The organism is Mesorhizobium sp. (assembly GCF_004962925.1).
GTDB lineage: Bacteria > Pseudomonadota > Alphaproteobacteria > Rhizobiales > Rhizobiaceae > Mesorhizobium.
Genome location: NZ_SUEO01000177.1, coordinates 1 through 13,148, shown reverse-complemented (window position 1 = coordinate 13,148; position 13,148 = coordinate 1). Strand labels below are relative to the sequence as shown.

At 60.0% G+C, this 13,148-nt stretch carries 10 protein-coding genes; 2 read left to right on the top strand and 8 right to left on the bottom strand.

Annotated features, from left to right (window positions below; all coding sequences use genetic code 11):
- Positions 1–854: 854 nt before the first annotated feature.
- From E5W87_RS26830 to E5W87_RS26800, 7 genes are all read right to left on the bottom strand, one after another.
- On the bottom strand, positions 855–1,358 hold the full coding sequence (locus tag E5W87_RS26830; RefSeq protein ID WP_292404536.1) for a hypothetical protein: 504 nt from the start codon (positions 1,356–1,358) through the stop codon (positions 855–857).
- Positions 1,359–1,795: 437 nt separating this feature from the next.
- Entirely contained in the window at positions 1,796–3,448 is a 1,653-nt protein-coding gene (locus E5W87_RS26825) for an ABC transporter ATP-binding protein (RefSeq protein WP_292404534.1), read from the bottom strand.
- Positions 3,438–4,322: an ABC transporter permease gene (locus E5W87_RS26820; protein WP_292404532.1), complete on the bottom strand. Its 885-nt coding sequence runs from the start codon at positions 4,320–4,322 to the stop codon at positions 3,438–3,440. The genes E5W87_RS26825 and E5W87_RS26820 overlap by 11 nt, the downstream gene beginning before the upstream one ends.
- Positions 4,319–5,365, bottom strand: a complete 1,047-nt coding sequence (locus E5W87_RS26815; protein WP_292404529.1) for an ABC transporter permease — start codon at positions 5,363–5,365, stop codon at positions 4,319–4,321. The genes E5W87_RS26820 and E5W87_RS26815 overlap by 4 nt, the downstream gene beginning before the upstream one ends.
- 72 nt (positions 5,366–5,437) lie before the next feature.
- Positions 5,438–7,045: an ABC transporter substrate-binding protein gene (locus E5W87_RS26810; protein ID WP_292404528.1), complete on the bottom strand. Its 1,608-nt coding sequence runs from the start codon at positions 7,043–7,045 to the stop codon at positions 5,438–5,440.
- Between the two features lie 113 nt (positions 7,046–7,158).
- Positions 7,159–7,512 (bottom strand): Rieske (2Fe-2S) protein, encoded by a 354-nt coding sequence (locus tag E5W87_RS26805; protein ID WP_023797723.1) that lies wholly within the window; start codon positions 7,510–7,512, stop codon positions 7,159–7,161.
- Between the two features lie 12 nt (positions 7,513–7,524).
- Complete coding sequence (locus E5W87_RS26800) at positions 7,525–8,607, bottom strand: amidohydrolase family protein (protein ID WP_292404525.1); 1,083 nt, start codon at positions 8,605–8,607, stop codon at positions 7,525–7,527.
- 134 nt (positions 8,608–8,741) lie between these two features.
- Between E5W87_RS26800 and E5W87_RS26795 the strand changes: the two genes are divergently transcribed.
- Entirely contained in the window at positions 8,742–9,599 is an 858-nt protein-coding gene (locus E5W87_RS26795; protein WP_292404523.1) for a LysR family transcriptional regulator, read from the top strand.
- Between the two features lie 89 nt (positions 9,600–9,688).
- Entirely contained in the window at positions 9,689–10,771 is a 1,083-nt protein-coding gene (locus E5W87_RS26790) for a hybrid-cluster NAD(P)-dependent oxidoreductase (protein WP_292404521.1), read from the top strand.
- A gap of 603 nt (positions 10,772–11,374) precedes the next feature.
- Here E5W87_RS26790 and E5W87_RS26785 read toward each other — a convergent pair.
- Positions 11,375–13,048: a winged helix-turn-helix domain-containing protein gene (locus E5W87_RS26785; RefSeq protein WP_292404519.1), complete on the bottom strand. Its 1,674-nt coding sequence runs from the start codon at positions 13,046–13,048 to the stop codon at positions 11,375–11,377.
- Positions 13,049–13,148 lie beyond the last annotated feature (100 nt).

The window sequence follows — 13,148 nt, the reverse complement described above, 5'->3', positions numbered from 1 at the left end:
AATCGGAGGGGGATCACCCGCCCAAAGGCGGAGCCGAAGGGGCGGCGCCGATCCGCGGATGCGGATCCGTGTCGATCCTGCACGGAGCGCGGCCCTGGCCGAGCGGAGGAAGGACGGGGAGACCGATTTTCTCCTTGCAGGGGAGAGGGGGCAGCGCCTCCTTTCCCCACCGACGAAGGGAAAGTAGCTCGATGCGCCACCGCGTGACGGAACGGCAGCTTTTGGCTTCGGATAGACCGAGTGCGGACCCTCGATACGCCTTGTCACCCAAACGTTAGGTGGGTTTTCGGGTACAGCTCAAATCTGCGCCTGATGGCACGTTCGCGCCCGGCGTCAACGGGCCAGCATGAGTCCGACGGCGTAAACCGCCTGTAGCGTCTCGACACTGAAGCCCGGATGAGCAGCAGCCATCTCTGTCATGATCGCTTCGTCGTTGCCGCTTTCTCTGATCGCGGCACGAGCCTCGCGAAGGCGCTCGGCCCAATACTTATGTCCCCAGCCCGTGGCACTTTGTCGGAGCGCTGCCACTCTCACCCGGACATCATGTGCCTCACACGGTGACAGGCCAGATAGGCAAGCCCCCGCATCCAGGTGTTTCGAGACTTCGTCGGGGTAATTAGCGTTGAACAGCTCGACCGTGAGAAGCGCGTCGGCTGGAGACATAGCCCCCTATGCGCTGCTCGAGGCCTTGGCGAGACCAGCGCCATTCGTGATCGCTCTGCCTGTTCGACATGACATTCGTGTTGTCCCTGGCCATTGCAAATCCTGTGTGTCAATGCGCGGCAGTGTCGACCACACACGGGCCGAAGCCGACATTTGCGACCGACATCGAGCCGCGAACCTGGGCCACGGGCTTAGAAGCCGTACATCGCGATGACGATTGCGAAGGCGATGACGACCAAAATGCCGACAAAGGTCATCGCGCTCACGATGAGGGCGGCCGCGATCGGATAGACGTTGCGCCATGCAAGCGTTGCCGCAGCGATTGCGAGGAGGGGCGATACGACGAAGATGACCGGGGTAACTTTGTCGTCGCCGTGAAAGTTGAGTCCTTGCTCAACGACGGACGGCAGCGTCGAAAGCCAGCCCAGCATCATGCTCCCGGCAACTGCAAGGGTAGCGCCGCGAAGATCGCGCCGAGCGGCCAGCACGAAGGCTACGACGGCGGCAACAGACTGGAGCCCGCCCATCGTGGCCGCTGTCCATCCTCCGGGCCCGGAGGCCGGGTTTAGCACTCCCATGAAGAAGTACGCCACGAATGACAGACCCGAATAGGCCTGCAGCGCAGCCGTGAGAACGAGCAGCGGCCATGCTGCCTTTGCCGCCAAAGATTTGTTCTGCTGCTCTTCGCGCGCCATTTTCCGTTCTCTGAAACTCGGACTACCTCGGCTATGCAGCAGCCTGGTCCAAGGCTGTCTGTGAAAAACGGCTTCAGGTACAGAAATGTCCGCCCGGAAGAGGCATTTTGCAATCCCACTACCCTAACGACAAGTCTGGGGCCGAAGCAGGACTGGCAGCTTTGAGGCTTGGATTTTTTGGAAGCGGACCTTCAGGCCTCCGCCGGCATCGACGTGATCTGACCCAACGGTGACCTTCATTGTCCGCGTTGCGAATGGCAGCAATGCGCCTCATATCGGCCGTTGAGGTGACCGTTGCTACTCCCTGAAAGCAAACATTGTTGCGACCATTCTGGACGTCGCGGTTGCGGCATAACCGGTGATTCCCGCCATCCCTCAATATCGGATGTTCGCGCGAGAACTGGAGCCGGAGTCTCAAGCGGTCAATACGTTGGGATTCAGTTCGCCGCGCCGACCCGCTTGCGCTCCCGGGTTTCCAGCAGCTTCGTCAGCCAGTCTGGATCCATCTCCGGCACCGAGGAGAGAAGCAGTTCGGTATACGGAGCATGCGGCGGCGTCAGGATTTCGGTCTTGAGCCCCTGCTCGACGACTTTGCCTTGGTGCATGACGACAATTTCATCGGCGATTGCCCGCACCGTCGCGATGTCGTGCGTGATGAAAATGTAGCTGACTCCGAATTCTTGTTGCAGCCGCATAAGAAGCTTCAGGATCTCTTCCTGTACGATCTGGTCGAGGGCCGAGGTCACCTCGTCGCAGATGATGAGCTCCGGATTAGCAGCCAGCGCCCGGGCAATGCAGATGCGCTGCTTCTGACCGCCCGAGAGTTCGCCCGGCAGACGGTCGAGGAAGCTTTCATCCATCTCGATCATGTGCATGAGTTCGCCAACGCGGCGGTCGCACGCCGCCCCTTTGAGGCCGAGATAGAACTCGAGCGGCCGGGAGATGACTTCCTCGACGGTCTGACGCGGATTGAGCGCATTGTCAGGCATCTGATAGATCATCTGAATGCGGCGCAGAATGTCTTTGGGCCTCTCTTTCAGTGTTCTTGGCAGACGATGCCCCGCAAATGAGATCGAGCCCGAGACCGGCGAAAGCAGGCCGGTGATGACGCGGGCGAGCGTTGATTTACCGGAACCAGATTCACCGACGACCGCTACCGTCCGTCCGCGCGGCACCTTGATCGATACATCCTGCAGAACCTTGACTTTCCCTGCGTAGGCGGCGGTGATGTTATCGATCGTGAGCAGATGGTCCGCGGCCGGCACTTCGGGTTTGGCTAGCTTTCGCACCGCCCAGAGCGTCCTCGTATAGTCTTCGGCCGGCGCCGCAAGCATCTGGCGTGTTTCGGCCTCCTCCACAGTACGGCCATGGCGCAGAACCATTATCCGGTCCGCCATCTGCGCAACCACGGCCAGATCATGCGTGACGTAGATCGCGGCAGTGTTGAATTCTTCGACAATCTTGCGGATCGAGGCGAGGACCTCGACCTGTGTGGTCACGTCGAGCGCCGTCGTCGGCTCGTCGAAGACGATCAGGTCGGGCCGGCAGGCCATAGCCATCGCCGTCATAGCCCGCTGCAACTGCCCTCCGGAGACCTGGTGAGGATAGCGGAAGCCGATGGTGTCCGGATCCGGCAGGTGAAGACGCCGGTAAAGTTTGATGGCATCCCGATTCGCTGCCTCGCGACTGGCGATCCCGTGCGCCACGACCGTTTCGACGGTCTGATCGAGGAGCCGATGGGCCGGGTTGAAGGAAGCGGCCGCGCTTTGCGCGACATATGCGATGCGCGAGCCTCGGAGCCGCCGCCGTGCGGTTTCGGCCATGGCGAGGAGGTCGATCCCGTCGAACAGGATGGATCCTTGCGTGATCCGGCAGCCTGGCTTGGCATATCCCATCGCGGCAAGCCCAATGGTGGACTTTCCGGCGCCGGACTCGCCAATGAGGCCGAGAACCTCACCGCGCTTTAGCGAGAGATCCACACCGCGAACGATCGGATGCCAGCGCTCGTCGGAAAACCCTTCGACGTAAAGGTCGCGAATGCTGAGGAGTTTCGTCCCCTTTTCGCGTTGGCCAGAATTCTTACTTTTCATCGCGCAACCCGCTTGTCGCATGCAAGAACCAGTCGACAACGAAATTCACCGAGACCGTGAGAAGGGCAATCGCGCCTGCCGGCAAGAGCGGAGTGATGTCGCCATAGGTGATGAGGGTAGCGTTTTCCCGCACCATCGAGCCCCAGTCGGCAGTCGGCGGCTGGATGCCGACGCCGAGAAAGGAGAGCGCGGCGATGGTGAGGAAAACGAAACAGAAGCGCAGGCCGAATTCCGCGATCAGCGGCGGCAGCACGTTGGGCAAGATCTCCTTGGTCAGAATCCATCTCGGCCCTTCGCCACGCAGTTGCGCGGCTTCGACATATTCCATGACGGCAACATTCAGCCCGACCGCGCGCGCCAGCCGGAATACGCGGGTCGAATCGAGCAGGGCGATGATGAGGATCAGGCTGGTGACCGACGAACCGAAGATGGATAGCAACATCAGCGCGAAGATGAGGCTCGGGATCGACATCAGCACGTCTACCACGCGCGACAGAATCTGGTCGAGCCACCCCCGGTACATCGCGGCCAGCAAACCGAGCGTGACGCCGACCGCGAAGGACAGAAGCGTAGTCGCGAAGGCGATGCCGATCGTATTGCGCGCGCCATAGATCAGCCGGGTGAGCACGTCGCGGCCGAGTTGGTCGGTCCCGACGATGAACTGCTGGCTCCAAGGCGCGAAAGCCTCGGTGAAAACCTGCGTTTCTCCGTAGGGCGCTATCCAGGGCGCTAACAGCGCGACGAAGACGTAGCCAAGGATGACCACGATGCCGAACCAGGCGCTGAATGGAGCCTTTTTGAGTGCGGTTTTTACCCGGGAGGCGCGCGTGCGCCTCTGTCTTGAGACCGCCACGACATGTTCGGTGCTGGTCATCGTGGGTGCAAAAGCCTCGGATTGGTGGCAATGGAAATGATGTCGGCGGTCAGGTTGAGCAGGATGTAGGTTGCCGCGAATATTAGGGCGCAGGCTTGCACGACCGGAACATCCCTGGACTTCACCGCATCGACCATCAATTGGCCGATGCCGGGATAGACGAACACCACCTCGACCACGACCACGCCGACGATGAGATAAGCGAGGTTGAACGCAATCACCGTGACGATAGGCGCCCAGGCATTGGGCAAGGCATGTCTGAGAACGATTGCCATCGGCGACATTCCCTTGAGCCGCGCCATGTCGATATAGGGGCTTGCCAGCATGTTGATAATCGCCGCGCGCGTCATACGCATCATATGGGCAACAATCACCAGCGTGAGGGTGATGGACGGCAGCGCTGCGCGCCAGACGTGCTCCCAGAACGGCGTTTGGTCGCTGATATTCGCCAGTGTCGGAAATTTGGGAACCAGGTTCAGGACCCAGTTGATCGAAGCCGCGAGCCACTCGGGCAGGGATTGTGCGAATTCGGTTCCGATGAACGTGTCGCGCGAGATGATAAGATAGGCCAGCATATAGGCGACGAAGAATTCGGGGAATGAAATCGTTGTCAGCGTCACCGTGTTCACCACACGGTCGAACCAGCTGTTGCGGTAGAGAGCGGCGAGAATGCCAAGTCCTAGCGCGAGTGGAACCGCTATAAGGGCGGTCATCACGGCAAGGAACATCGTGTTGTAGAGCCGGGGCGCAATGATCTCGGCGACTGTGCGCCGGTAGCCGGTGCGGCTTGCGAAGGAAGAGCCGAAATCCCCCTGCACGATCTGCCCGACCCAGGCGAAATAGCGCTCAACCGGCGGACGGTCGATGCCGATCTCGCGCTGGAATGCGGCGACCGTCTCGGGCGTTGCGGATTGCCCGAGCATCGCCTTGGCGAAATCGCCCGGAAGCATGGCAATCGCCGAAAAGATGATGATGGTGACGATGAACAGCGTGATCAGGCCGAGGCCCAGGCGCTGCAGAACCATCCTGACGACCGGATTCATGGGCGGTGCCTTCGAGCGTTTCCCCTGAAAAGATCGAACCGCCCGCGCCGCGGGCGGTTCGCCTGGCGAACGTCACGCGTTGGCTACCCACCAGCGCTCGGCCATCTTCAGTCCGTCATTCTCCCAGTTCGGCGCCAGCTCGCCGTGCGCCAGTTTCTTGGACTTGGCGCTGACAAAATTGTTGAAGACCAGTACGATGGCGCCGCCGTCGTCATGCGTCAATTGCTGCATTTCGGCATACATCGCGGAGCGCTTGGCCTCGTCGGTCTCCGCGCGTGCCTGGATCAGCAGTTCGTTAAAGCGGGGATTTTTCCAGAACGTCTCGTTCCAGCTGGAATCCGCCGAGTAGGCCTGCGTGAACATCCAGTCGGCCGTTGCACGACCGCCCCAATAGGAGGCGCACCACGGTTTCTTGAGCCAGACATTGTCCCAATAGGCGTCCTCGGCCTCGCGCACCACATTGACATCGATGCCGCATTGGGCCGCCGTCTCGCGGATGAGGGCGGCTGCGTCCACGGCGCCGGCGAAAGCGGCGTCGGCGACGGAAAGGTCAATCTTGAGATTTTCCATTCCCGATTTTTTCAGATGGAAGCGCGCCTTTTCAGGATCGAACTTGTGCTGCGGCTCCGGATTGATGGCGAACTTGATAGCCGGTGCGATCGGGTTGTCGTTCCCGACGGTTGCATGGCCAAGGAAGATCTTCTGCGCAATTTCCTCGCGGTCGATCGCCCATTTCAGGGCCATGCGCACATCGGGGTTGTCGAATGGGGCAACCGTCACGTTCATCGGCAGCGTGTAATGGCCGTAGCCGGTGACCTCAAGGATATCGATATTCGGCTTGCGCTTCAGCATACCGAGCGTTTTCAGGTCGGCGCGGCCGATATAATCCACCTCGCCGGTTGACAGCGCGGCCATACGCGCGGCGAGGTCCGTGATGGCGATAAACTCCACCTCATCCAAATAGGGTTTGCCGTTCTTGAAGTAGTTGGGATTGCGCTTGAGCTTGGCCGAGACGCCTGGCTGGAAGTTCTCAAGCACGAAGGCGCCGGTCCGGACGCCCGATTCCCAGTCCGCCTTTCCGTCCTTGGCAGGCATGACGACAAGGTGATAGTCGCTCATGATGTAGGGAAAGTCTGCATTCCCGCTGTTTAGCGTGAAAACGATCGTTTCCGGGCCGTCCGCCTTGATGTTGGTCACCGATTCGAGCAGAGACTTCGCCGCCGATTTGGTGTCGGCTCCCATGTGATATTGCATAGAGGCGACCACGTCGTCCGACGTGATGGTCTTGCCGTTGTGGAAGGTCGCACCTTTGCGCAGCTTGAAGACCCATGTCGTCGCGTCGTCCGAGGTCTCGAAGCTCTCGGCAAGGTCTGGCTGGATGCTGCCTTTCGCGTCAACCTCGGTCAGGCTGTTGGACATGGCACCCGAAAAGGCGGTTTGCGTGAAGGTATCGGGATAGCCGGCCGGATCGATCGAATCGGTCGTCGCGCCATGCGCCATGCCGAGCTTGGCGAAGCCGCCCTGCTTTGGTGCGGCCCGCGCCACGCTCACGAAGAGCATATCTGCAGCGGCGACCGTCAGGCCTGCCGCCAGCCCTAGATGGATGAAATCACGGCGCGAAACCTTGCCGCGGCCGATCAGATTTTGCGCTAAGCGCAGTTTATATTCAGATTCCGACACTGCTTCCTCCCATTGCGGATTTCCCGCATTCTTGTTGTTGGCATCTATCGAGCAGATCTGGTGGATTCAGCCGATTTGCCTCCTTTCGATTTTTCCGCGGTTTGACGCAAATCTTACGCCGTTACATAGATTTCACCAGCTTCCACCGTGACCGGGAATGTTCGGGCACGTACGCCCGGGTCGACCAGAGCGGCACCGGTCTTTATGTCGAATTCCCAGCCGTGCCAGGCGCAGCGCACGATTTCGTTCTCGCGGTGGTAGATGAATTGCGCTTGGTCGACCGGTGCCGTGGTTCCGCATTGCGGTCCCTCGCAAAGCGGAGCACCGCGGTGCGGACAAACGTTCAGCAAGGCATGGAATGAATCTCCGATGCGGAAAACTCCGACCGAAAGGCTGCGGATTTTGGCGATGTACGGAGTTCCGGTCTCGATTTCGTCAACGCGGCAAATGTATGTCTTCTCAGCCATGGTTTGCTCCCGTCACGCGGCATTCGCCGCTTGCGTGCGGGGAATGCGTTTATAGACCTCGAGCGCATTCAATCCCATGATCTTGCTTTTCCAGGCGGGCGGGATGTGCAGCGTGTTGGCATCGTCATAATCCCAATGCGGGTAGTCGGAGGCGAACATCAGCGTGTTCTCGCCGTCCATTGCTTCGAGAGTGGACCAGAGATGCTGAATGTTCGCGGGCTGCTCCAGTGGTTGCGTGGAGAAGCGAATATTGCGCCGGCAATACTCGGAGGGCAGCATCTTCAGCCAGGGCGTTTCCTTGCGCAGAGCTTTGTAGTCTGCGTCCAGTCGCCACAATACCGACGGAACCCAAGCCACGCCGCACTCGATGAGCACGAAATATAGATCCGGCCATTTCTCGAAAACGCCATGCGCGATCATGCTTGCAACATGCGACAAGGCCGACATGTGAAGAATTGCGTGCGTCTCCCAGAAAAAGGTCGTCGGAGCCGGCGCCACCGCGTTCCAATTGATGCCGCCATGGCCGCCCAGGTGAATCGCAAATGGCAGCCCGACTTCGGCGCAAGCCTCGAAAATAGGATGGTAGAACGGATCTCCGTAGGGTTTGACCGAGCCTTGGGAGGCCAGAACCTGTACCATACGGGGATGGTTTCCGAGGCGGCGGATCTCGGCTGCTGCGAGCTTCGGATCCTGCGGCGCGATGATGATCGAACCCATGAAGCGGCTGTCTTTGGGAAGCCATTCGGCGATTTGGTAGTCGTTATAGGCGCTGACCAGCGCGCTAGCGTAATATGGGTTTGCCAGCGTGGAAGCCTCTATCGGCTCGTCGCCGGTGAGGATGGCGGCCCCGACATTATATTTGTCGAGGTGCTTTTCCTTCATGATGAGATAATTGTCGGCTTCGGTCTCGGGCCTGACATCCTTGCGGGAAAAGTCCTGCGGGTGAAACCAGGGACGGTGCCCGTGCGGGAAGGCGCCTCTCGGACCAGTTTTTTCGCCTTCTATGAACATGTCTTTCCAAACGCCGGAAAGATAGGGCTCGAGCACCGTCGCGCTCGACCAGTAATTGTGACAATCGCAATCGACTATGAACACCCTATCCAACTCCCTGGCGTGGCAGGCTGGCTAACCTAGCCGGCTTCTTCAGCCGCAGCTTCCGCCTTGGGCATTATTTGATCAAGCTTGTGATTTGGGCTAATACGATCGGGTTTTTCGATTGGGAGGGCGACATGCAGCTGGATCACATCGAGACCTTTCTCGACATTATGGAGTCGCGAAATTTTAACCGCACTGCGGATCGTTTGGGAGTTACGCAGTCAACAGTTAGCACCCGCATCAGGAACCTGGAGCAGGCGATCGGTTCGGAGCTCTTCTTGCGAGGACGCGCCGGCGCCGAACCGACCGCGGCGGGGCGGCGTTTCGAAGCCTATGCGCGCGCCATGCTCTCGACATGGTCACAGGCCCGCCATGACGTGCGTGCATTTAACCGGTTCGAAGGTACCTTGCGCGTCGCTGCCCAGGTCGGGATGACGCGCTCGATATTGCCAGGTTGGGTGGAGACGTTGTTCCAAGTGCTGCCAAAATCGTCAATTCACGTGGAATCTGACTATTCGCCGCAGATGATTTCTGATTTGAGCTTGGGAAACCTCGATATTGCTGTGGTCTACGCGCCCAGATACCTCCCTGAAATCTCCTACGATCCTCTCATGGTCGAGGATTATGTGATGGTGTCTACGACTGCCAGGATCTTGTCGGAGGTCAACCCGGATACGTATATCCGGCCGGGCTACACGGTCGCGCTTGAAAAAACCCACGCCGAGGCGCTGCCGCAGTTGGCGATAGGCCGTCTTTCGATGGGCTCGGAGACGCTCGCCGAAGCGATGCTGCGGCGCATGGGTGGCACTTGCTATATGCGCAGTGACGACGCTCGGCGGTATACCGCCGAGCGTCCGTCTTTTGTGGTCGAGGGTGCGCCCGCGCTTCAGCAGCCCGTCCACACCGCTATTTTGGCGCGCCGCAAGCACGAGCCGATTATCCGCAGAGGGATTCGCGCGCTCCATCTGGCCGTTATGTCCATGGAAAGTTAGATCGAAATATCCGATTGTAAAGCCGACATCTGCGGCTTTTTCGAAAGCATCGAGGCTGCCATCCTGGCCGGGTCAAGCAGAGTCAATCGATGAACGCGCACGCTACTCTTTCGACCACCGATTTCGCTCCGGCAATGCGTCAACGGCAATGGGCGGAGAGCTCAAGGCAGTTCGTGCGCTGCCGGCGCGTCATCGATGAGACACACGACGTTAAGACATTCGTCTTTTCAGCTGCTTCTGGCCACTTGTTCAGCTTCAGTGCAGGCCAGTATTTAGTCCTGCACCTGACGATCGACGGCACCCGAGTAACGAGATCGTACTCGGTGTCGTCGCCGCCGACTCGACCGCTCGACCTGCAGATCACGGTGAAGCGGGTGAAGGGCGGGCTTGTTTCCAATTGGCTTCACGACAATCTTCGGCCAGGCCACGACATTGAAATCGAAGGGCCGGTCGGACGTTTCAACTTCGACGATCTACCATGCGAAAAGCCGCTTTTCCTTTCGGGCGGCAGCGGCGTCACTCCGATCATGTCGATGCTGCGGGCGCTGACCGACCGGGCATCTGGCCAGGACATCCTTTTCATACACAGTGCCCGAACGCCGGCCGACATCGTCTTCCGCTCAGAGTTGGAGGCGCTCGCCGCGCGATTCGCGAACGTTGATGTGAGATTCGTTTGCAGCCAGGAAGGTTCGGCGCGGCAGGGCCCTACCGGCCGGATCGACCGCCCCATGCTCTTGCGGCTGGCTCCCGACCTCCACCAGCGCACGTCTTACGTGTGCGGCCCCGAGCCGTTCATGCAGACGGTTCGGGCCTGTGTCGCGGAGATCGGCATCGCACCCTCGCAGTATCACGAGGAAAGTTTCGGCGGCGCCGTGGGCAATTCCATGCCTCTGCAATCGGCTGTCGCTGGCCCAACTTGCGTCCATTTCACCCGGTCTGGCGTGGAGTATCTGTGCGCGCCTGGAGAGACCCTGCTCGATGCGGCGCGCAAGAGCGGCCTCTACATCCCAACCGCATGCCAGCAGGGCATTTGCGGAACCTGTCGGATGGTCAAGCTCTCAGGTGACGTCGTGATGGACGACCTAGGAGGACTCAGCCTTGAAGAAAAGACGGCCGGTTTTGTGTTAGCCTGCTGCAGCCGGCCGCAAGGCATCGTTTGCCTCGATCTCTGACCTCATTGCGAATTGATGGCCAAGCCCGGCGCTGCGGGCACGCCGGTGGCTCACATGATTGGATAAATGGCGTGCGCACTCATGAGTCGGTCCCGGCAACCTGCGCTTGGCAACTGGATCCTTTGAATGTTGGCTTTCGGGCGCATCGTGCGGCCGGAATGTCTGATTGGGTCAGATCACGTCGGTACCCGCGGGGGGCCTGAAGGGCCGCTCTTATAATCCGAGCCTCAAATCCGCCAGTCAGCAATCGGCCCTTCTCGTCGAGTAGCAGCCGGACGGCAAGGCGCCGCATATCGGCCATTGAGGTGACTGTTGCCACTGCCTGAGAGCAGACATTGTTGGCGACCATTTTGGAGGTCGCGGTTGCGCCATCTGCGGAAGTTCGAGGCATCGCCGATGAACGGCAGCCGTCGGCCCCGTTCCAGAAGTGGGGTGCGAGCGCACTATGGCGCAAGTCGGCCCATTGCCATTGCCGACGTTCCCGCATCCAATATTCCTTGCGAAGGATGATCCTGCTTTGAGGGCAACCAGCGCCCACAACACAAAGGCTTCAACGGTTTTTTGCGGCCAATTGGCTTCTGCCGGGCCGCATACGGTCAGCCGTCATTCCGGCAAGCCCGCGAACCGCATGTGTCCGATCCAGCGCTCGAGGGGTCCGGGGGCGGTCCAGTTCTTCTCCCACTGCTTGCGTTGTTTGCTGATGGAGTCGCCGGGCGAGTCGTTGAGGAAAACCGCAAGCGCTTCCTTTGCCTCCCGCTGGTTTCCCAGACAAGCGTAGATCCCCGCAAGCATTCGGTGTGCGCCGATCGGGATTGGGGACATTTTCCGCATCGCCGTTAGCGCAGCCCCGCAATCGTTCTTTTCATAGAGCGCCCAGCCCATGTCCCAGTTGTACCAGTCGGGGTAGAAGGGATCGATGCCTTTGGCCTGCTCGATCCGATCGATCGCTTCGTCGGTGCGGCCGGCAAAGAGCAGCGGGGCCGCACTGCCCTCGAGGATATTCGAGGCGCTGGGGTTCAGGGCGATCGCCTGATCGAACTGCGCAATGGCCTGCTCGATCTCGCCGGCTTCACTATGGATTTGGGCGCGGATTTGATGCGCGTTGGCATCGTCCGGAGCGAGCAGGATGGCCTTGTCGGCGTACTCTGCGGCCCGCTTCAACGCCTCGTCGGGGTTGTTTTCCTGCTTGTGCCAGAATACCGAGTCAAAGCGATAGGACCAGGCCAGCCCGATATAGCCGAATTGGGAGTTCGGATCCGCTTCAATCGCCTTGAGGCTGAACTGCCGCAGCAGTTCGTTCCCCGCGGCAGAAAAATCCTTTTTGTTCGCGGCAGACCCCATCATGAGATAACTGAGCGCGCTAACCCGGGCGGCGTCGCTCTGTGGCAAGGGTCGCTCGATCCTTTGCCCGACCCGAGCCGCAAGCGTGCGGATGATCTCCTCCTGGACGACGAAAAGATCGCCGATCTCCCGGTTGTAGGTGTTGGCCCAGACATGCGATCCGTCATGCGCATTCAGCAACTGGGCGGTCACTTTCAGCCGGTCTCCGGCCTTCTGCTGGCTGCCTTCGAGCAGGTAGTCGACGCCAAGTTCATCTCCGATCTGCCTGGTGTCGATGGGCTTATCGCGGTACCTGAAGCTCGAGTTCCGCGCGATGACGGCATAAGTCTTGCTCCGCGCCAGCTCGGTGATGATCCCCTCGGCAACGGCATCGCTGAGATATCCCTTATCCGCACCGGCACTCATGTCGTCGAAGGGAAGGACCGCAATCCTGGGCATGTCGCTCGAACGAACGGGAGCGGCTCGCCATACTTCCGCGCCGTAGTATGCGCCGATCGCCGCCGCAACGAGAGCGAGTGCAGCAAGAATGAAGCCGCGCTGCGAGAATCGTGTCTTGGCACGTTCCATGCCGGCTGCGGCGTTTGGGTCCGCCGCGTCCGACGGATCGGCATTCAGTCGGTAGCCTCTCCGAGGCACGGTTTCCACGATCACGTGCGCGTCGTCCGCCAATGCGCGGCGAATATCGGCAATGCATTGAGTGAGGCTGTCTTCGGTCACGAAGGTATCGGGCCAAACCGCCTGCATCATCGCAGCCTTGGACACGATTTCGCCTGGTCGCGCCGCGAGCACGGAGAGCACTTCGACGGACTGGCTGCGAAGATTGACCGCTTTGCCTTCCACGGTTCGGAGTTCGTTGCTGTTCGCAAGAAAAACAAAACCGCGGAACTTGACCGTTTCAGCAGATTTCAGGTCAATTTCAGGGGCCGTTCGGGACATTTCACCCTCTTGGCGCGCCTCCTAGCATAGCCCATTCGGCCGTCGCCTCCAAGCGATCCTGGCGGCACTGGATTGGACAGGAGGCTGACATGAAACGGAC

What these genes read in the sequence shown, in the direction of transcription:
- E5W87_RS26830 (WP_292404536.1), bottom strand. Translation starts at nt 1,358, where the DNA reads ATGGCGCGCGAAGAGCAGCAGAACAAATCTTTGGCGGCAAAGGCAGCA.
- E5W87_RS26825 (WP_292404534.1), bottom strand. Translation starts at nt 3,448, where the DNA reads ATGAAAAGTAAGAATTCTGGCCAACGCGAAAAGGGGACGAAACTCCTC.
- E5W87_RS26820 (WP_292404532.1), bottom strand. Translation starts at nt 4,322, where the DNA reads ATGACCAGCACCGAACATGTCGTGGCGGTCTCAAGACAGAGGCGCACG.
- E5W87_RS26815 (WP_292404529.1), bottom strand. Translation starts at nt 5,365, where the DNA reads ATGAATCCGGTCGTCAGGATGGTTCTGCAGCGCCTGGGCCTCGGCCTG.
- E5W87_RS26805 (WP_023797723.1), bottom strand. Translation starts at nt 7,512, where the DNA reads ATGGCTGAGAAGACATACATTTGCCGCGTTGACGAAATCGAGACCGGA.
- E5W87_RS26795 (WP_292404523.1), top strand. Translation starts at nt 8,742, where the DNA reads ATGCAGCTGGATCACATCGAGACCTTTCTCGACATTATGGAGTCGCGA.
- E5W87_RS26790 (WP_292404521.1), top strand. Translation starts at nt 9,689, where the DNA reads ATGAACGCGCACGCTACTCTTTCGACCACCGATTTCGCTCCGGCAATG.
- E5W87_RS26785 (WP_292404519.1), bottom strand. Translation starts at nt 13,048, where the DNA reads ATGTCCCGAACGGCCCCTGAAATTGACCTGAAATCTGCTGAAACGGTC.